We start from the raw sequence: 19,836 nt of genomic DNA on the forward strand, positions 1-19,836 counted from the left end.
CACCTTCCGAAGGACCTTCCATGCGCCTCGTCTTCGCCGGCACCCCGGCGGCCGCCGTGCCCACCCTGCGCTTGCTCGCCGCGCAGCACGAGATCGTCGCCGTGGTGACCCGTCCGGACGCGCCCCTCGGGCGCAAGCGCGTGCTCACGCCCTCCCCGGTCGCACAGGAGGCCGACGCCCTCGGCATCCCGGTGATCAAGGCCGCACGGCTGGACGACGAGGCGACGGGGCGGATCGCCGCCCTCCGGCCCGACCTGGGCGTCATCGTCGCCTATGGCGGCCTCGTGCGCGAGCCGCTGCTCAGCACGCCGTCGCACGGGTGGATCAACCTGCACTTCTCGCTGCTGCCGGCCTGGCGGGGCGCGGCACCCGTGCAGCGAGCCCTCATCGCCGGAGACGAGGAACTCGGCGCCACCGTGTTCCAGCTCGTCCCGGCCCTCGACGCCGGCGACGTGCACGCCGCGCGGGTGCTCCCGGTGCCGCAGGACGCGACGGCCGATGAGGCGCTCGCCTCGCTCGCCGAGGACGGCGCGCAGCTCACTGTGGAGGCGGTGGCCGCGATCGCCGACGGCACGGCCCGCCCGGTGCCGCAGCAGGGGGAGCCCACGCATGCCGCGAAGCTCGGCCTCGCCGACGGCCTGCTGCACTGGGATGAGCCCGCCGACGCCGTGTTCGCCCGCTACCGGGGGGTCACGAGCGAACCCGGTGCGCACACGACGATCGACGGCGCCCCGCTGAAGGTGCGCGGGCTCGCTCGGGCGACCGGCGCGGATCCGCTGCCGCCGGGAGCGCTGCGGGGCGTGAAGGGCGGAGTGCTCGTGGGAACCGGCACCGACCCGCTGCTGCTCGTGCGGGTCCAGCCCGCGGGCAAGCCGCCGATGGCGGCGGCGGACTGGTTCCGGGGGCTGCGCATCGCGGACGGGGAGACCGTGCGACTGGGCGAGAGCGGCGACGGGAACGAGGCGCGATGAGCGGTCAGAATCGGAAGAACCGCGATGACCGCCGGGCGCCGCAGAGCCGGACCGAGCACGGCGGCGGCCGTGCCACGTCTGGACGCGGCCGCGGCGGGCAGCCGGCGCGCGGCCGCGAGGTTCAGCCGGCGCGCCGCGTCGCCTACGACGTGATCCGCGCGGTCAGCGCGTCCGACGCCTACGCGAACCTGTTGCTGCCGGGCGCCATCCGCGAGGCGGGCCTGACGGGTCCGGACGCGGCGCTCGCGACCGAGCTCGCGTACGGGACGCTGCGGCAGCTCGGCACCTATGACGCGATCATCGCCCGTGCGGCGGGACGCGACGTCACGAGCATCGACCCGCCGGTGCTGGACGCGCTGCGCTTGGGCGTGCATCAGCTGCTCGGCACGCGTGTGGCGGCCCACGCGGCGGTGAACGAGACGGTGAACCTCGTGGCTCTGCACGCAGGACGCGGTGCGTCCGGGTTCGCGAACGCCGTGCTGCGCACGGTCGCGGCACGCACCCAGGAGGAGTGGCTCGAAGACGTGACGACCGCGGCCCGGTCGGACGATGAGCGCCTCGGACTGCGGTATGCCCATCCCGTCTGGATCATCCGTGCGTTGCGACGCGCACTTGCGGCGGAGGGCAGGGAGGGCGAGCTCGAAGCCCTCCTCGCGGCCGACAACGCCGCACCCGATGTGACCCTCGTGGCCCTCCCTGGCCTCGCCGAACCCCGAGAACCCCGTCGTCCGTACGCGCCGACCGCGTTCGGCTCCGAAGGCGGAGATCCCGGCGCCGTCGTCGCCGCGGAGAAGGGGCGCGTGCGGGTGCAGGACGAGGGATCCCAGCTCGTCGCGCTGGCCCTGGTCGGCGCCCGGCCGGTCGGGCCGGGGGAGCGCTGGCTCGATCTGTGCGCGGGTCCGGGCGGGAAGACCGCGCTGCTCGCCGCGGAGGCGCTGCGCTCCGGTGCGAGCCTGGACGCGAACGAAGTGGTGCCCGCACGCGCCGGTCTGGTGCGCAAGGCCGTCGCCCCGGTGCCGCTCGAGGTCGCCGTCGCCGAGGAGGACGGACGCGTCCTCGCCGCCGAGCGCCCCGAAGCCTACGACCGGATCCTGCTCGATGCCCCGTGCACCGGGCTCGGTGCGCTGCGCCGACGTCCGGAGGCGCGCTGGCGCAAGACCGCCGCCGACGTCCCCGAGCTCGCCGCGCTCCAGGAGGAGCTGCTCGCCGCGGCTCTCGGCGCGCTGAAGCCCGGCGGCCTCCTCGCCTACGTCACCTGCTCGCCGCACCTGGCCGAGACCGCCGCCGTGGTGCAGACGGTGCTGCGTGATCGCGATGACGTGCAAGAGCTGGATGCGCGGGAGGCGCTGAACGCCGTCACCCGCACGCCGATGGACCTGGCCGCGCCGACCGGCGGATCCGGCCACGCACAGCTGTGGCCGCACCGGCACGGCACGGACGCGATGTTCCTCGCGCTACTCCGCAAGGACGACTAGCGCGGGGATGCCTGCCGTGCGGCGGCGGAGGCCCGCGGACGCCGCGCGCGGGCGAACGCCGATACGGCGACGGTCATCGCGACCGCGAAGAAGAGGGCGATCCAACCGGAGCCGATGCCGACGCCACCCTCGGTGACGGGCTTGCCGAGCCAATCCGCGACGGAGGCGCCGAGGGGGCGCGTCAGCACATAAGCCGTCCAGAACGTCAGGACGCCGTTCCATCCCAGGAACCGGAACCCGAGCGCGGGAATCATGATGAGAACCGCGAACAGCGCGATCGAGGGCACGTAGCCGAGATGCAGGCCGACCGCGGCGAGGTCTCCGGCCGCGGTGCCCAACGCGAACGTCGCGACCACCGCCGCCCAGTAGAACAGCTCGCGGCGGGTGGTGCGTACCTCGTGCACCGAGAGCGAGCGCTCGGTGCGCCACCACAGCAGGAAGACGAGGCCCAGGGACAGCGCGTACGCCAGCGTCGTCACCGCGTACGGGAGGCCGAGGACGACGTGGACGACATCGGCGGCCATGGTTCCGAACACGCCGACCATCGCGACCGCGAACCAATAGACCGACGGCACGTACCTGCGGCGCGTCAGCTGCCAGACCAGCGCGGCGGCGAAGAGGGCGAATCCCGTCAACACCGCGACCACCGGCGGAGCCACGTGGATCGAGAAGTCTGAGGCCGCCTCGCCGAACGCGGTCGACGCGGCTTTCGCGATCCAGAAACCGGGCGTCGGATCCGGCACCCGCGTCGGCGCGAGCGTCGCCTCCGCGCCGCGCTGCGCGTCCTTCTGCCTCCGCGGTGCGGTCATCGGTCTCCTCGTGGTGCTCGGTGCGGATCGCGCAGGATCCCGGGTGGGGCCGTAGGCCCGGGCCGACCGTAGCGGGGTCGCCTAGGGCATGTCTGATAATTGCTGGGTCCAGGCGATCATCGCGTGGATGAGGACGGCGGCGCGGTAGACGATCGCGTGTTTGTCGTAGCGAGTCGCGAGGCCGCGCCACTGCTTGGTGTGGCAGAAGCGGCGTTCGATGACGTTGCGGTTCTTGTAGTCGTCGGCATCGAGCCCGACGGGCCTGCCGCCGCGTGGGCCGCGACGTTTCCGGTGGCCCTGCTGGTCGCGGGGTTCGGGGATCACGGCCTTGATGCCGCGACCGCGCAGGTGCGAGCGGATCGCGCGGGACGAGTATGCCTTGTCGCCGCGGACCGCGTCCGGCCGAGTACGAGGCCGACCGATCGGACGGGCCACGCGCAGCTGCCCGAGAAGTGGGATCAGCATCGGCGAATCCCCGGCCTGCCCGGGCGTGATCACGGTGACCAGCGGCAGTCCGTTCCCGTCGACCAGCTGGTGGATCTTCGTCGACAACCCGCCGCGCGAGCGCCCGATCCCGTGATCACGCGGCTCGACGGCCAGATTCGTGTAATTCGACCCATCCCCCTGTGTCACGCGTCGTGTTCGTCGCGTGCTGATGCGCACGCGCGATCGTCGAGTCCACCGACACGGACCAGTCGACCAGGCCCTGCGCGTCGGCCTGCGCGATCAGCGTCGCCACGATCGTGTCCCACACACCTTCCGTCGCGAGCCGGTGATGCCACGTCCAGACCGTCTGCCACGGCCCGAACACCTCGGGCAGATCACGCCACGCGATCCCGCACCGGTACCGGTAGATGATCCCCTCGAGCATGGTCCGCGCATCCGAGAACGGCCGGCCCTTCCGGCCCGTCGGACGCGGCAGCATGCCCTCGATCAACGACCACTGAGCATCCGAGAGCAACTGGAAACGCGACACGCTTCAAGACTCCCAGGCCCACACCGATCAATTTGTCAGACACGCCCTAGGTGCCCCCTGACACCGCGCACCGGGATAATGGGGCGCATGCCCGCATCTCACGTCCCCCTCCCCGCCGCTCCCCGGATCAACCCGTCGATCCTCGCCGCCGACTTCGTGAACATGCAGGCCGAGCTCGCCCGCATCGCGACGGCCGACTTCGTGCACGTCGACGTGATGGACAACCACTTCGTGCCCAACCTCACGTTCGGGCCGCAGATGGTCGAGCGCATCCAGGCGACGAGCCCGATCCCGCTCGACGTGCACCTGATGATCACGGATCCGGAGCGCTGGGCGCCGGGGTACGCCGAACTGGGCGCGGCCAGCGTCACCTTCCATCTCGAGGCCGCGACGGATCCGGTCGGTCTCGCGCGCACGCTGCGCAGCATCGGCGCGCGCGCGGGGGTCGCGATCAAGCCGGGCACGGCGGGGGACGCGCTCTACGACATCCTCGACGAGTTCGATCAGATGCTGGTGATGACCGTGGAGCCGGGTTTCGGCGGGCAGGGGTTCATGCCCGAGACCATGCCGAAGCTGCGCGCCCTCGCCGACGAGGCGAAGCGCCGCGGATCCGATGTGTGGCTGCAGGTCGACGGCGGGATCTCGGACGCCACCATCGCCCAGGCGGCCGCCGCCGGAGCCGACACCTTCGTCGCCGGATCCGCCGTCTACGGCTCCCGCGACATCGAGGCCGCCGTCACGCGGCTCCGGGGGCTCGCCCGAGCCGGTAGCCTGGGAGGGTGAAGACCTTCGACGAACTGTTCGCCGAGCTGAGCTGCAAGGCGGCCGAGCGCCCGGAGGGCTCCGGGACCGTGCGCGAACTCGACGCGGGCGTGCACACGATCGGCAAGAAGATCGTGGAGGAGGCCGCCGAGGTCTGGATGGCCGCCGAGTACGAGAGCGACGAGGCCGCAGCCGAGGAGATCTCCCAGCTGCTGTACCACCTGCAGGTGCTGATGCTGGCCAAGGGCCTGACGCTGGAGAACGTCTACCGACATCTGTGAAGCCGTCCCCGACCGCTTCGAACTGAAAGACCTCCCATGCTGCGCATTGCCGTCCCGAACAAGGGATCGCTGTCCGAGACCGCCGCCGAGATGCTCGCCGAAGCCGGATACGCCGGCCGCCGCGACACCAAGACCCTGCACGTCATCGACGCCGACAACGACGTCGAGTTCTTCTTCCTCCGTCCGCGTGACATCGCCACGTACGTCGCCTCCGGCGCGCTCGATGTCGGCATCACCGGCCGCGACCTGCTGCGCGACATCCGCCGCCCCGGCGCGCGCGAGATCGAGCAGCTGGGCTTCGCCCGCTCCACGTTCCGCTTCGCCGCCCCGCCCGGACGCTTCCGGACGCTGGAGGATCTGAACGGCGTCCGCGTCGCGTCCGCCTACCCGGGCCTCGTCGACGACTACCTCCGCGAGCACGGAGTGCAGGCCGAACTGGTGCCGCTCGACGGCGCGGTCGAGTCCGCGGTGCGCCTCGGCGTGGCGGACGCCATCGCCGACGTCGTGGAGACCGGGACGACGCTGCGGCAGGCGGGCCTGGAGATCTTCGGCCCGGTGATCATCGAGTCCGAGGCCGTGCTGATCAGCCGCCCGGGCGACGCCGAGGGCACCGAGACGCTGCTGCGGCGCCTGCGCGGCGTCATGGTCGCGCACCGCTTCGTCCTGCTCGACTACGACCTGCCCGCCGACCTCGTGGAGGAGGCGGCGGCGATCGCTCCCGGCCGCGAGTCGCCCACGGTGTCCCCGCTGCGCGACCCCGCATGGGTCGCCGTACGCGTGATGATCCCGCGCCGCGGCATGAACCAGGTGATGGACCAGCTCTACGCGCTCGGCGCACGGGCCATCCTCGTCACCGCGATCCACGCCGCGAGGCTCTGATGTCGCTCACCGCCCGGGTCATCCCGTGCCTCGACGTGGCTGCGGGCCGCGTCGTCAAGGGCGTGAATTTCGAGAACCTGCGCGACATGGGCGACCCCGTCGAGCTCGCCAGGCACTACGCAGCGCAGGGCGCCGACGAGATCACGTTCCTGGACGTGACCGCCACCGTCGACGAGCGCGCCACCACGTACGACGTGGTCCGCCGCACGGCCGAAGAGGTCTTCGTGCCGCTCACGGTCGGGGGAGGGGTGCGCTCGGTCGAGGACGTCGCCCGCCTGCAGGGCGTGGGCGCGGACAAGGTCGGCGTGAACTCCGCCGCGATCGCCCGGCCGGAGCTGATCGGCGAGATCGCCGACCGGTTCGGCGCACAGGTGCTGGTGCTCTCGCTCGACGTCAAGCGCAGCCCGCGCACCGCGTCCGGCTTCGTGGTCACCACGCACGGCGGCCGCACCGAGACCGACCTGGACGCCCTGGACTGGGCGCGGGAGGCCATCGAACGCGGAGCGGGCGAACTGCTCGTGAACTCGATCGACGCGGACGGCACCAAGGACGGCTTCGACCTGGAGCTCGTGGGTCTCATGCGCGAGGTCTCCAGCGTGCCCGTGATCGCCTCGGGCGGTGCGGGCAGGGCCGAGGACTTCGCGCCCGCCATCGCCGCCGGTGCGGACGCGGTGCTCGCCGCGAGCGTCTTCCACTCCGGTCAGCTCACGGTCGGCGACGTCAAGGCCGCGCTGCGCGAAGCGGGGGTGCCGGTGCGATGAGCACGACCGACGAACAGCTCGCGCGCGTCGCGTACAACGACCAGGGCCTCGTGCCCGTGATCGTGCAGCAGTGGGACACCCGCGAGGTGCTGATGATGGCGTGGGCCGACGAGGAGGCGCTGCGGCGCACGCTCACCACCGGCCGCGCCACCTACTGGTCGCGCTCCCGCCAGGAGTACTGGCGCAAGGGCGACACGTCCGGACACGTCCAGCACGTCCGCGGCGCCCGCCTGGACTGCGACGGCGACGTCGTGCTGCTGCTCGTGGACCAGGTCGGCGTTGCCTGCCACACCGGCACGCGCACCTGCTTCGACGGGCGTGATCTGGACGCGGTCGTGGCGTCCGACGCCGAGCCGGCGCCCTGATGCTCGCCCGCCGTGCGAAGTCCGCGAGCCTGCTGCTGATCCTGCTCGCCGGCGCCCTGGGGATCCTGTCCTCGACGCAGACCTGGCTCGCCGTCGGCCGCGCCGACGGGGGAGAGACCCTCGACGTCGCGGGCAACGCCGCGCTTCCGGTGCTCGCACCCCTCAGCCTCACCGCCCTCGCGGTCGGCGCCGCGCTGGCACTCGTCGGCCCGGTCCTGCGCCGCGTGTTCGCGGTGATCGCCGTCCTGGTCGGCGGTCTGCTGCTGGTGCTGACGGCGCGGATCCTGCTGCAGCATCCGCTCGACGCGATCGCCCCTGCGCTCACGAAGGCGACCGGCCTCGCCGGCGATCAGGCCCTCACCGCCCTCGTCGACGGCATCACGGTGACGGCCTGGCCGTGGGGCGCCCTGATCGCCTGGGCGCTGCTGTTTCTCGGCGGCGCGTGGGCTCTCGTCACCGCAGGGAGCTGGCGCAGCGGGGGCAGGCGCTACCGTACGGCTCCGGCGCCGCACGACGGTCCGGTGGATGCCGTGGAGAGCTGGGACGAGCTCAGCCGCGGCACGGACCCGACCCGCTGACCTGTCTCCTGTCGACGGATGCCGGGCGGCGTCCGCGGCGGGAAGCACGATCCCGATAGACTTGCACCGACCACCCGAACGCTCGGAGGAGAACATGAGCAACCCCATCGCAGATCCCGGCCACGGACACTCGCCTGCGGCTTGGACCGCCGTGGTGATCATGCTGCTCGGCTTCAGCGTCGGCACCACCGCCTTCTTCCTGGACATCCCGGTCGTGGTGTGGGTGGGCGTCGCGCTCATCGTCATCGGCGCGATCGCGGGCTGGGTGCTCTCCAAGGCCGGCTACGGCGCGAAGGGTCCGAAGTACCAGCCGAAGGCGCACTAATGGTGCTCGCCGACCTCACGGCCGGCGCAGTCGAGGACGCCGCCCGTCGCGAGCGGGAACGTCCGCTCGCGATCGTGGAGCGTGCTGCCCTCGATCGCGCCCCGGCCATGGATGTCCGCGCCGCTCTGGCGCCCGCTGACCGGGTGAAGATCATCGCCGAGGTCAAGCGCGCGAGCCCTTCACGGGGTGCCCTCGCCGAGATCCCGGATCCGGCCCTGCAGGCGTCCCTGTACCAGCAGGGCGGCGCGTCCGCGATCAGCGTGCTGACCGAGGAGCGCCGCTTCGGCGGCAGTCTCGCCGACCTCGAGGCCGTCACGGCGGCGGTCGACGTGCCGGTGCTGCGCAAGGACTTCATCGCCACCCCGTACCAGGTGTTCGAGGCCCGCGCGGCGGGCGCATCGCTCGCGCTGCTGATCGTGGCAGGCCTGGAACGCGCGAACCTGGAGCAGCTCTACACCCTCATCGTCGAGCTGGGCATGATGCCGCTGGTGGAGACCCACTCGGCCGAGGAGCTCGAGGTCGCCATCGACCTCGGTGCGCACCTGATCGGCGTGAACGCCCGCGACCTGAAGACCCTCGAGCTCGACCGCGACCTGTTCGGCCGTCTCGTGGACCGGATCCCCTCGACCTCCGTGAAGATCGCGGAGTCCGCCGTGCTCACGCCGGCCGACGTCGCGCACTACCGCGCGGCCGGCGCCGATGCGGTGCTCATCGGCGAAGCGCTCGTCACCGGTGATCCGGTAGCCACCCTGCACGCCTTCCTGGAGGCCGGATCATGACTCAGAGTCTGCGCGAACAGCCCGGGCCGTTCTTCGGCGATTTCGGCGGGCGGTTCATGCCCGAGTCGCTCATCGCCGCGATCGACGAGCTCACCGTGGCGTACCAGGAGGCGATCGCCGACCCGGCCTTCCAGGCGGAGCTCGCGGCGCTGCTGCACTCCTATGCGGGGCGTCCCTCGCCGATCACGGAGGTGCCGCGGTTCGCCGAGCACGCCGGCGGTGCGCGGATCTTCCTCAAGCGCGAGGACCTCAACCACACCGGATCCCACAAGATCAACAACGTGCTCGGGCAGGCGCTGCTCACCAAGCGCCTGGGCAAGACCCGGGTGATCGCGGAGACCGGCGCGGGTCAGCACGGCGTCGCGACGGCCACGGCCGCTGCGCTGTTCGGCCTGGACTGCACGATCTACATGGGCGAGGTCGACACCGAGCGCCAGGCGCTGAACGTCGCCCGGATGCGGCTGCTGGGTGCGGAGGTCGTGCCGGTCACGACCGGCTCCCGCACGCTGAAGGACGCGATCAACGACGCGTACCGGGACTGGGTCGCGAGCGTCGAGACGACCAACTACATCTTCGGCACCGCGGCGGGACCGCACCCGTTCCCGGCGATGGTCCGCGACTTCCAGAAGATCATCGGCGAGGAGGCCCGCCGGCAGCTGCTGGAGGAGGCCGGGCGTCTGCCCGACGCCGTGCTCGCCTGCGTCGGCGGCGGATCCAACGCGATCGGCATGTTCGACGCGTTCCTCGACGACGCCGAGGTGCGCCTGTACGGCGTGGAGGCGGCCGGCGACGGCGTCGACACCCCCAAGCACGCCGCGTCGATCGAGCGCGGCCGGCCCGGCGTGCTGCACGGCGCCCGCACCTACGTGCTGCAGGACGAGGACGGCCAGACCATCGAGTCGCACTCGATCTCGGCCGGCCTCGACTACCCGGGCGTCGGCCCGGAGCACTCCTGGCTCGCCGCGATCGGTCGCGCCGAGTACATCCCCGCGACCGACGACGAAGCGATGCAGGCGCTGCGCCTGCTCAGCCGCACCGAGGGCATCATCCCCGCGATCGAGTCCGCGCACGCCCTCGCCGGCGCGATCCGGATCGGCCGCGAGCTCGGCCCCGACGCGATCCTCGCCGTCTGCCTCTCCGGCCGCGGCGACAAGGACATGGACACCGCCGCCCGCTACTTCGGGCTGTACGACGGCGCCGCCGCCGAGAACGGAGCCCGGGGATGAGCCGCGTCGAAGAGGCGATCCAGCGCGCGCACGACGCCGGCCGTGGCGTGTTCATCGGCTACCTGCCCGTCGGCTTCCCGGATCTGCAGACGAGCATCGACGCGGCGATCGCCCTCGCCCGCAACGGCGTCGACATCATCGAGCTCGGCCCGCCCTACAGCGACCCGGTGATGGACGGCGCGATCATCCAGGAGGCCACCCAGGCGGCCCTCGCCGGCGGCTTCCGGATGCGCGACCTGTTCACCGCGGTGAAGGCGATCACGGAGGCCGTGGACGCGCCGGTCGTCGTCATGACGTACTGGAACCCCGTCCTGCAATACGGTGTCGACCGCTACGCCGACGACCTTCTGGCCGCGGGCGGCGCGGGGCTCATCACGCCCGACATCACGCCCGAGGCCGCGCCGGAGTGGATCGCCGCGAGCGAGCGCACCGGGCTCGATCGGATCTTCCTGGCCGCGCCCACGTCCACGGACGAGCGCCTCGACCTGGTGGCGTCCCGCTCGACGGGCTTCGTGTACACGGTGTCCACGATGGGCATCACGGGCGAGCGTGCGGAGCTCGACAAGGCCGCACGCGCCCTCGTCGGCCGCCTCCGCGAACACGGCGCCTCCCGCGCCTGCGTCGGCATCGGCATCTCCACGGCCGAGCAGATCGCCGGGGTGCTGGAGTACGCCGACGGCGCGATCGTGGGCACTGCGCTCGTCCGCGCCCTCAGGGACGGGGGAGTGGAGCGCCTCGCCGAGGTGACCCGCGAGCTCGCCACGGGCACGCCACGCGCACGGTGAGCGCGCTCTGACGACGTAGACTCGTGACCATGCCCTTCGCGCTCCAGAACGCCCTGATCGGCGTGCACGCCAGCATCCCGAGCCCGCCGGTCAGCTACTTCACGCTGAACATCTTCGGCCTCACGATGCAGATCCACTACTACGCGCTCTGCATCATCGCCGGCATCATCGCCGCCACGCTGATGACCAACCACCGCCTCACCCGGCGCGGGGCGGAGCGCTGGGTCGTGGTGGACATCTGCATCATCGCGGTGCCCCTGGCGATCATCGGTGCGCGGATCTTCCACGTGCTGACCCACCCGGGCTTCTACTTCGGCCCGGGCAAGAACACCTGGAACCCGTTCGAGCCCGGGTCGGTGTGGGCGATCTGGGAGGGCGGTATCGCCATCTTCGGCGCGCTCATCGGCGGCGCGATCGGCGCGTGGCTCGGCTGCAGATGGACCGGAGTGCGCTTCTCCGCCTTCGCCGACGCGCTCGCCCCCGGCCTCATCCTCGCGCAGGCGTTCGGCCGGTTCGGGAACTGGTTCAACCACGAGCTGTTCGGCCTTCCCACGGACCTGCCCTGGGGCCTCGAGATCGAGCCCACGAACTCGGCCTTCCCTCCCGGGCTCGCCCCGGGGACCCTGTTCCACCCCACGTTCCTCTACGAGGTGATCTGGAACACCCTCGGCTGCCTGTTCCTGCTCTGGCTCGGTCACAAGCTGCGCCTGCAGTGGGGCAAGCTGTTCGCCGTCTACCTCATCTGGTACGGCGCAGGACGCATGGTGTGGGAGTCGATCCGCATCGATCCCAGCGAGATCTACCTCGGTCTGCGCACCAACGTCTGGGCGGCGCTGTTCGGCGTCGTGCTCGGCATCGTGATCCTGTTCGTGCAGACGCGCCGTCACCCCGGCTTCGAGCCCTCGCCGTACCAGCCGGGTCGGGAGCCGCGCGACCCTGCGGTAGAATCGCAAGACCCCGATGATTTCGTCGACCTGAGTGAGCCTCAGTCCGACGGGAATCGCGTCGAGGTGGACGCCACGAGCGCCGCCTCGCGCCCCTGAGAACGGCACCGACAGGAGCCTCGCTGCGGTGGACGCACGTCCACCGGGAAACACGCACTGAACGAGCGGGCCGACGACGTCCCCGGTTTCATCCGAATTCTGAGGACGGTGACTGGTGCACTTCCAGCCTCCCACCGGCGCTTCTGGCGCTTACCCCCCGAAGCAGGGGATGTACAACCCCGCGTTCGAGAAGGACGCCTGCGGCCTGGCCATGGTCGCGACGCTCCGTGGGGAGCCGGGACACGACATCATCGCGCTCGCCCTCGAGGCGCTGCGCAACCTCGAGCACCGCGGCGCGATCGGTTCCGACGCGGGAACCGGTGACGGCGCCGGGATCCTGACCCAGATGCCGGACGCATTCCTGCGAGCGGTGGTGCCCTTCGCGCTGCCCGCCGTGGGGGAGTACGCCGCGGGCCTCGCCTTCCTCCCGCTCGATTCCCGCGCGCGTCGCGAGCAGAAGGCGGGCATCGAGCGGATCGCCGCCGAGGAGGGCCTCACCGTCCTCGGCTGGCGCGAGGTGCCCACGGCCAACCAGCACCTCGGCAAGCTCGCCGACGAGGCTCGCCCCGCGTTCGAGCAGCTCTTCGTCTCGCGCCCCGCGACCGGATCCGCCGAGGCGCTCTCCGGCATCGACCTGGATCGCGTCGCCTACCGCCTGCGCAAGCGCGCCGGCCACGAGCTCGGCGCCTACTTCGTGTCGCTGTCGGCGCGCACGCTCGGCTACAAGGGCATGGTCACCACGCTGCAGCTGGAGCCCTTCTACCCGGATCTGCAGGACGAGCGCTTCGCCTCCGAGCTCGCCGTCGTGCACTCGCGCTATTCGACGAACACGTTCCCGTCCTGGCCGCTCGCGCAGCCGCTGCGCATGCTCGCCCACAACGGCGAGATCAACACGGTCGGCGGCAACCGCAACTGGATGCGCGCGCGCCAGTCCCAGCTCGAGTCCGAGCTGCTCGGCGACATCCGGCCCCTGCTGCCCATCTGCACGGATGGCGCGAGCGACTCGGCCTCCTTCGACGAGGTGCTCGAGCTGCTCACCCTCACCGGTCGCAGCCTGCCGCACGCCGTGATGATGATGGTGCCGGCCGCCTGGGAGCGCCAGACCGACCTGGATCCGGGTCTGCGCGCCTTCTACGAGTACCACTCCAACCAGATGGAGCCGTGGGACGGCCCTGCCGCCCTCATCTTCACCGACGGCACGGTCGTCGGCGCGACGCTGGACCGCAACGGCCTGCGCCCCGGACGCTGGACCGAGACCACCGACGGCCTGGTCGTCATCGGCAGCGAGACCGGTGTGCTCGAGTTCGCACCGGAGCGCATCAAGCGCCGCGGACGCCTGCAGCCGGGCACGATGTTCGTCGTCGACACCGCGAAGCGCCGCATCGTCGAGGACGACGAGGTCAAGCGCGAGCTCGCGGAGCTGCACCCCTGGCAGGAGTGGCTCGACGAGGGACGCGTGCGTCTCGCCGACCTCCCCGAGCGCGAGCACATCGTGCACCCCGTCGCGTCCATCACGCGCCGTCAGCGCACCTTCGGCTACACCGAGGAGGAGGTCCGGATCCTGCTCACGCCGATGGGGCAGACCGGCGTCGAGCCGCTCGGCGCCATGGGCAGCGACACCCCCATCGCGGTGCTCTCCGAACGGCCCCGACTGCTCTTCGACTACTTCGTGCAGCAGTTCGCGCAGGTGACCAACCCGCCGCTGGACGCGATCCGCGAGGAGGTCGTCACCAACCTGTCGCTGGGTCTCGGCCCGGAGCGCAACCTCCTCGACTGGGGTCCCGAGCACGCCCGCACGATCGTGCTGGACTTCCCCGTCATCGACAACGACGAGCTCGCCAAGCTCCGTCACATCGACAAGGCGCGTCCGGAGCGCTCCAGCGCGACCATCAAGGGCCTGTACCACGTCGACGCCGGTCCGGAGTCGCTCGCGCGTCGCCTCGAGGAGATGTGCGCCGAGGTCGACGAGGCCATCGAGCGGGGCGCGGAGCTGATCATCCTCAGCGACCGCGACTCCAACAAGGACCTCGCCCCCATCCCGTCGCTGCTCATGCTCTCCGCGGTGCACCACCACCTCATCCGGCGCGAGAACCGGATGAAGGTCGGCCTGATCGTCGAGGCCGGCGACGTGCGCGAGGTGCACCACGTGGCCACGCTCATCGGCTACGGCGCCTCCGCGGTCAACCCCTACCTCGCGATGGAGACCGTGGAGCACCTCGTGCGCTCGGGCTACATCACCGGCCTCACGCCGGAGAAGGCGGTCCGCAACCTCATCTACGCGCTCGGCAAGGGCGTGCTGAAGATCATGTCCAAGATGGGCATCTCCACGGTCAGCTCCTACGCCGGCGCCCAGGTGTTCGAGGCCGTGGGGCTGAGCCAGGAGCTCGTGGACGCGTACTTCACCGGCACCGAGACGAAGCTCGGCGGCATCGGCATCGAGGACATCTACGCCGAGAACCAGGCCCGGCACGACTTCGCCTATCCCGAGGACGCCGCGGCGCGCGCGCACGAGCGCCTCTGGACCGGCGGCGAGTACCAGTGGCGCCGTGACGGCTCACCCCACCTCTTCAACCCGGAGACGGTGTTCCGTCTGCAGCACTCCACACGCACGCGGCGGTACGACATCTTCCGCGAGTACACGCGGCTCGTGGACGACCAGGCCAGGGAGCTGAAGACGCTGCGCGGGCTGTTCGAGCTGCGCACGGGCGAGCGGCCGCCGGTTCCGATCGACGAGGTCGAGCCGGTGTCGTCGATCGTGAAGCGCTTCTCCACCGGTGCGATGAGCTACGGCTCCATCTCGCAGGAGGCGCACGAGACGCTCGCGATCGCGATGAACCGGCTCGGCGCGAAGTCGAACACCGGCGAGGGCGGAGAGGATCCGGAGCGCCTCGTCGACCCGGAGCGGCGCAGCGCGATCAAGCAGGTCGCGTCCGGCCGGTTCGGTGTGACCAGCCAGTACCTCACCGAGGCCGACGACATCCAGATCAAGCTCGCCCAGGGCGCGAAGCCCGGTGAAGGCGGCCAGCTCCCGCCGCAGAAGGTGTACCCGTGGATCGCGCGCACCCGGCACGCGACGCCGGGCGTGGGGCTCATCTCCCCGCCGCCGCACCACGACATCTACTCGATCGAGGACCTGAAGCAGCTCATCTTCGACCTGAAGCGGGCCAACCCCGACGCCCGGATCCACACCAAGCTGGTGAGCCAGTCCGGCATCGGCGCGGTCGCGGCGGGCGTGGCCAAGGCGCTCAGCGACGTGGTGCTCGTGTCCGGCCACGACGGCGGCACGGGCGCGAGCCCGCTGAACTCCCTCAAGCACGCCGGCACCCCCTGGGAGCTGGGCCTGGCGGAGACGCAGCAGACGCTCATGCTCAACGGCATGCGCGACCGCGTCGTGGTGGAGGTCGACGGCCAGCTCAAGACCGGGCGCGACGTCATCATCGGCGCGCTCCTGGGCGCCGAGGAGTTCGGCTTCGCCACCGCGCCGCTGGTGGTCAGCGGGTGCATCATGATGCGGGTCTGCCACCTGGACACCTGCCCGGTGGGCGTGGCCACGCAGAACCCGGTGCTGCGCGAGCGCTTCACCGGCAAGCCCGAGTTCGTCGTGAACTTCATGGAGTTCATCGCGGAGGAGGTGCGCGAGCACCTGGCCGCGCTCGGCTTCCGGAGCCTCGACGAGATCATCGGACGCACCGACCTGCTCCGCACCGACGCCGCCATCCGGCACTGGAAGGCGGACGGCCTCGACCTCGCACCCGTGCTCGAGGGCCCGGCGTTCCCGGCGCACGAGCCGCGCCGCAGCGCCCGCACGCAGGACCACGAGCTGGAGAAGCACTTCGACGCGCCCCTGCTCACCGCGGCACGCGACGCGATCGAGCACGGCACGCCCGTGTCGTTCGACCTGCCCATCCGCAACACAGAGCGGGCCGTGGGCACCATGCTCGGTCACGAGGTGACCGTGCGCCACGGGGGAGAGGGCCTGCCGGCCGGCACGATCGGCATCTCCCTGCACGGCACCGCCGGCCAGTCGCTGGGTGCGTTCCTGCCCCGCGGCATCTCGATCACCCTCGAGGGCGACGCCAACGACTACGTCGGCAAGGGGCTCTCCGGCGGGGAGATCACGATCCGCCCGCACCGCGATGCGACGTTCGCGCCGCACCGCAACGTGATCGCGGGCAACGTGATCGGATACGGCGCGACGAGCGGCACGATCCACATCTCCGGCGTGGTCGGAGAGCGGTTCCTGGTCCGCAACTCGGGTGCGACCGCGGTCGCCGAGGGCGTGGGCGACCACGCGCTCGAGTACATGACCGGCGGCGTCGCGGTGATCCTCGGCAGCACCGGCCGCAACCTCGGCGCCGGCATGTCCGGCGGCATCGCCTACGTGCGCGGCCTGCACACCGAGCGCGTGAACCCGCTGTCGCTGAACTCCGGCGAGCTCGAGCTGCTCCCGCTCGACGAGGTGGACGCGCAGGAGCTGCGCGAACTGCTCGCGCAGCACCTGGAGCGCACCGGATCCCCGCTCGCCGCGGAGATCCTGGAGGACGACGACTTCGCCGCCTCCTTCACGAAGATCCTGCCCCGCGACTACGCGGCCGTGCTGCGCACGAGGGCAGAAGCAGAGGCCGAGGGGATCGACCCCGACGGCTCCATCGTCTGGAACCGCATCCTGGAGGTGACCGGTGGCTGATCCCAAGGGCTTCCTGAAAGTCACGGAGCGCGAGCTCCCCGCACGCCGGCCCGTACCGGTCCGCATCATGGACTGGAAGGAGGTGTACCAGCCGGGAGATTCGGCTGTGCTCCGCCGCCAGGCCAGCCGCTGCATGGACTGCGGCGTGCCGTTCTGCCATCAGGGCTGCCCGCTGGGCAACCTCATCCCGGAGTGGAACGACCTCACCTGGCGCGGCGAAGGCCGCGCCGCCATCGAGCGCTTGCACGCGACGAACAACTTCCCGGAGTTCACCGGGCGGCTGTGCCCGGCGCCCTGCGAGAGCGCCTGCGTGCTCGGAATCAACCAGCCCGCGGTGACGATCAAGCAGATCGAGGTCTCGATCATCGACGAGGCGTTCGCCTCGGGATGGGTCGAGGCGCAGCCGCCGGAACGTCTGACGGGCAAGACCGTCGCCGTCGTCGGATCCGGTCCTGCCGGACTCGCGGCAGCGCAGCAGCTCACGCGCGCCGGGCACACCGTCGCCGTGTTCGAGCGGGACGACCGCATCGGCGGTCTGCTGCGCTATGGCATCCCCGACTTCAAGATGGAGAAGTCCCACCTGGACGCGCGGCTGCGCCAGATGTCCGAGGAGGGCACCCGGTTCCGTGCGGGCGTCAACATCGGCACCGACATCAGCTGGGACGACCTGCGCGCCCGATACGACGCGGTGCTCATCGCCACCGGCGCCACGCTGCCGCGCGACCTCGCCATCCCGGGGCGCGACCTCGACGGCGTGCACTTCGCGATGGAGTACCTCGTGGAGTCGAACAAGGCCGTCGCCGGCGACCCGGTGCCGAACCAGATCTCGGCCGAAGGCAAGCACGTCATCGTGATCGGCGGCGGCGACACCGGCGCCGACTGCATCGGCACCGCGCACCGCCAGGGCGCCCTCAGCGTCACGAACCTCGCGATCGGACGTCAGCCCTCCGCACACCGGCCGGAGCACCAGCCGTGGCCGATGATGCCGACCGTGTTCGAGGTGCAGTCCGCCCACGAGGAGGGCGGCGAGCGGATGTACCTGGCCTCGACCGTGGAGTTCCTCGGCAACGAGGCCGGAGAGGTGCGCGCGCTGCGCGTCGCCGAGACCGAGTTCGTCGACGGCCGCCGCGTGCCCAAGAGCGGCACGGAGCGGGAGATCCCGGCGGACCTGGTGCTCATCGCCATGGGCTTCACCGGTCCCGAGCACGACTCGTTCGGCGAGGAGGCTCCTCAGCGCACCGAGCGCGGCGCGTTCCGCCGCGACGAGGACTACACGTCCACGATCCCCGGCGTCTTCGTCGCCGGCGATGCCGGACGCGGTCAGTCCCTCATCGTGTGGGCCATCGCCGAGGGCCGCGCGGCGGCCGCCGCCGTCGACCGTCACCTCATGGGATCCACGGTGCTGCCGGCGCCCGTCCGCCCGACCGATGTCGCGATCGGGCTCCAGCCCGCGTAGGCTTGGCCCGGCCGCGAGGCCTGACTTCCATCCCCCTGACAGCTATCGGAGAACGCATTGAGACGTGCCAAAATCGTGGCCACTCTTGGCCCAGCAACCTCGACATATGAGACGGTGCGGGCCCTCATCGATGCAGGTGTCGACGTCGCCCGACTGAACCTGAGCCACGGCGACTACTCGGTGCACGAGAACAACTACGCGAACGTGCGCCGCGCCGCTGAGGACTCCGGTCGCGCCGTGGCCGTGCTGGTCGACCTGCAGGGCCCGAAGATCCGTCTCGGCAAGTTCGAGGCGGGCCCGTACGAGCTCGCGGCCGGCGACATCTTCAAGATCACCACCGAGGACATCATCGGGAACAAGGAGATCTGCGGCACGACGTTCAAGGGCCTCCCGCAGGACGTCAAGCCGGGCGACTTCCTCCTCATCGACGACGGCAAGGTCCGCGTCGAGGTCGTCGACACCGACGGCACGGTCGTCACCACCCGCGTGGTCGTCGCTGGGGCGGTGTCCAACAACAAGGGCATCAACCTGCCCGGCGTGGCCGTCAGCGTGCCCGCCCTGAGCGAGAAGGACGAGGACGACCTGCGCTGGGGTCTGCGCACCGGCGCCGACCTCATCGCGCTGTCGTTCGTCCGGGATGCGGCCGACGTGACCCGGGTGCACGAGATCATGGCCGAAGAGGGCGTGAAGGTGCCCGTCATCGCGAAGATCGAGAAGCCGCAGGCTGTCGAGAACCTCGAGGAGATCGTCGACGCGTTCGACGGGATCATGGTCGCCCGTGGCGACCTCGGTGTCGAGCTGCCGCTGGAGGCCGTGCCGATCGTGCAGAAGCGCGCGGTCGAACTCGCCCGCCGCATGGCCAAGCCCGTCATCGTCGCCACGCAGATGCTCGAGTCGATGATCTCCAGCCCCGTGCCCACGCGCGCCGAGACATCCGACGTCGCCAACGCGGTGCTCGACGGCGCCGACGCCGTGATGCTCTCCGGTGAGACCAGCGTCGGCGAGTACCCGGTCATCGTCGTGGAGACCATGGCGCGCATCATCGAGTCCACCGAGGACCACGGCCTGGAGCGGATCCAGCCGCTGACCACCAAGCCGCGCACGCAGGGCGGTGCGATCACCCTCGCGGCGCTCGAGGTCGCCGAGTTCGTCGAGGCCAAGTACCTCTGCGTGTTCACCCAGTCGGGCGACTCCGCCCGCCGCCTGGCGCGGCTGCGCTCGCGCATCCCGATGCTGGCGTACACGCCCGACCCCGGCATCCGCCGGCGTCTCGCCGTGACCTGGGGCGTGCGCACGAGCCTCGTGAACTTCGTGCCGCACACCGACATGATGTTCCACCAGGTCGACGAGCACCTGCTCGGCTCCGGCCTGGCCGAGGTGGGGGACAAGGTCGTCGTGATCTCCGGATCCCCTCCCGGGATCGTCGGCTCCACGAACGACCTGCGCATCCACCGGGTCGGCGACACCGTGCACGGCGCGGCGCCGATCTATCAGGCCAACAACGGCTGAGCGCACTCGGAACGCCGGCCCCTCACGGGGCCGGCGTTCGTCGTCTCCGGGGATGCGCTAGGGTCGATCCGGGCCGGCGTGGCGGAATGGCAGACGCGGAGCACTCAAAATGCTTTGTCCGAAAGGGCGTGTGGGTTCGAGTCCCACCGCCGGCACCACGGTTCGCGTG

General features: G+C 71.2%; 18 protein-coding genes and 1 tRNA gene. 17 read left to right on the forward strand and 2 right to left on the reverse strand.

The annotated features are described in order from the left end of the window. Positions 1 to 20 precede the first annotated feature (20 nt). Together fmt and ACYQ1L_RS09060 are read left to right on the forward strand one after the other, a co-directional pair. Entirely contained in the window at positions 21 to 971 is a 951-nt protein-coding gene (fmt, locus tag ACYQ1L_RS09055; RefSeq protein ID WP_460003856.1) for a methionyl-tRNA formyltransferase, read from the forward strand. After that, a complete protein-coding gene (locus tag ACYQ1L_RS09060; protein WP_460003857.1) occupies positions 968 to 2,446 on the forward strand; it encodes an RsmB/NOP family class I SAM-dependent RNA methyltransferase in 1,479 nt (492 codons plus the stop codon). Before fmt ends, ACYQ1L_RS09060 begins: the two co-directional genes overlap by 4 nt. Here the strand turns inward: ACYQ1L_RS09060 and ACYQ1L_RS09065 are convergent. Together ACYQ1L_RS09065 and ACYQ1L_RS09070 are read right to left on the reverse strand one after the other, a co-directional pair. Next, positions 2,443 to 3,255: a COG4705 family protein gene (locus ACYQ1L_RS09065; protein ID WP_460003858.1), complete on the reverse strand. Its 813-nt coding sequence runs from the start codon at positions 3,253 to 3,255 to the stop codon at positions 2,443 to 2,445. The genes ACYQ1L_RS09060 and ACYQ1L_RS09065 overlap by 4 nt on opposite strands. 81 nt (positions 3,256 to 3,336) lie before the next feature. Continuing rightward, a protein-coding gene (locus tag ACYQ1L_RS09070; RefSeq protein WP_460003859.1) for an IS5 family transposase occupies positions 3,337 to 4,231 on the reverse strand; the annotation gives its coding sequence in 2 pieces (ribosomal slippage) (positions 3,337 to 3,873 and positions 3,875 to 4,231; 894 coding nt in all). Between the two features lie 87 nt (positions 4,232 to 4,318). Here ACYQ1L_RS09070 and rpe point away from each other — a divergent pair. The 15 genes from rpe (at position 4,319) to ACYQ1L_RS09145 (ending at position 19,825) form a co-directional block, all read left to right on the forward strand. After that, entirely contained in the window at positions 4,319 to 5,014 is a 696-nt protein-coding gene (gene rpe / locus ACYQ1L_RS09075) for a ribulose-phosphate 3-epimerase (RefSeq protein ID WP_460003860.1), read from the forward strand. Further along, on the forward strand, positions 5,011 to 5,274 hold the full coding sequence (locus ACYQ1L_RS09080) for a phosphoribosyl-ATP diphosphatase (RefSeq protein ID WP_460003861.1): 264 nt from the start codon (positions 5,011 to 5,013) through the stop codon (positions 5,272 to 5,274). Before rpe ends, ACYQ1L_RS09080 begins: the two co-directional genes overlap by 4 nt. 36 nt (positions 5,275 to 5,310) lie before the next feature. Then, entirely contained in the window at positions 5,311 to 6,153 is an 843-nt protein-coding gene (gene hisG / locus ACYQ1L_RS09085; protein ID WP_460003862.1) for an ATP phosphoribosyltransferase, read from the forward strand. After that, a complete protein-coding gene (gene hisF, locus ACYQ1L_RS09090) occupies positions 6,153 to 6,914 on the forward strand; it encodes an imidazole glycerol phosphate synthase subunit HisF (RefSeq protein WP_460003863.1) in 762 nt (253 codons plus the stop codon). The genes hisG and hisF overlap by 1 nt, the downstream gene beginning before the upstream one ends. Continuing rightward, the gene (gene hisI, locus ACYQ1L_RS09095) at positions 6,911 to 7,279 is read left to right on the forward strand and encodes a phosphoribosyl-AMP cyclohydrolase (protein ID WP_460003864.1); all 369 of its coding nucleotides are present in this window, start codon (positions 6,911 to 6,913) and stop codon (positions 7,277 to 7,279) included. Before hisF ends, hisI begins: the two co-directional genes overlap by 4 nt. Then, positions 7,279 to 7,857, forward strand: coding sequence for a Trp biosynthesis-associated membrane protein (locus ACYQ1L_RS09100; protein WP_460003865.1), 579 nt, complete (start codon positions 7,279 to 7,281; stop codon positions 7,855 to 7,857). Before hisI ends, ACYQ1L_RS09100 begins: the two co-directional genes overlap by 1 nt. 94 nt (positions 7,858 to 7,951) lie before the next feature. Beyond that, positions 7,952 to 8,182, forward strand: coding sequence for a DUF6704 family protein (locus ACYQ1L_RS09105; protein ID WP_460003866.1), 231 nt, complete (start codon positions 7,952 to 7,954; stop codon positions 8,180 to 8,182). Between the two features lie 2 nt (positions 8,183 to 8,184). Continuing rightward, the gene (gene trpC / locus ACYQ1L_RS09110) at positions 8,185 to 8,961 is read left to right on the forward strand and encodes an indole-3-glycerol phosphate synthase TrpC (RefSeq protein WP_460005788.1); all 777 of its coding nucleotides are present in this window, start codon (positions 8,185 to 8,187) and stop codon (positions 8,959 to 8,961) included. Next, positions 8,958 to 10,187 carry a tryptophan synthase subunit beta gene (gene trpB / locus ACYQ1L_RS09115; protein ID WP_460003867.1) on the forward strand — a complete coding sequence of 410 codons (1,230 nt, stop codon included), beginning with the start codon at positions 8,958 to 8,960 and terminating at the stop codon, positions 10,185 to 10,187. Before trpC ends, trpB begins: the two co-directional genes overlap by 4 nt. Further along, on the forward strand, positions 10,184 to 10,972 hold the full coding sequence (gene trpA / locus ACYQ1L_RS09120) for a tryptophan synthase subunit alpha (RefSeq protein ID WP_460003868.1): 789 nt from the start codon (positions 10,184 to 10,186) through the stop codon (positions 10,970 to 10,972). Before trpB ends, trpA begins: the two co-directional genes overlap by 4 nt. Positions 10,973 to 11,001: 29 nt before the next feature. After that, positions 11,002 to 12,015, forward strand: coding sequence for a prolipoprotein diacylglyceryl transferase (gene lgt, locus ACYQ1L_RS09125; RefSeq protein ID WP_460003869.1), 1,014 nt, complete (start codon positions 11,002 to 11,004; stop codon positions 12,013 to 12,015). 169 nt (positions 12,016 to 12,184) lie between these two features. After that, positions 12,185 to 16,702, forward strand: a complete 4,518-nt coding sequence (gene gltB / locus ACYQ1L_RS09130) for a glutamate synthase large subunit (protein WP_460003870.1) — start codon at positions 12,185 to 12,187, stop codon at positions 16,700 to 16,702. Continuing rightward, positions 16,695 to 18,158, forward strand: a complete 1,464-nt coding sequence (locus ACYQ1L_RS09135; RefSeq protein ID WP_460003871.1) for a glutamate synthase subunit beta — start codon at positions 16,695 to 16,697, stop codon at positions 18,156 to 18,158. The genes gltB and ACYQ1L_RS09135 overlap by 8 nt, the downstream gene beginning before the upstream one ends. A gap of 57 nt (positions 18,159 to 18,215) precedes the next feature. Beyond that, complete coding sequence (pyk, locus tag ACYQ1L_RS09140; RefSeq protein ID WP_460003872.1) at positions 18,216 to 19,667, forward strand: pyruvate kinase; 1,452 nt, start codon at positions 18,216 to 18,218, stop codon at positions 19,665 to 19,667. Between the two features lie 72 nt (positions 19,668 to 19,739). Further along, positions 19,740 to 19,825: transfer RNA gene (locus ACYQ1L_RS09145), tRNA-Leu, on the forward strand. The last annotated feature ends 11 nt before the right edge of the window (positions 19,826 to 19,836 follow it).

The organism is Microbacterium xylanilyticum, from assembly GCF_054654695.1.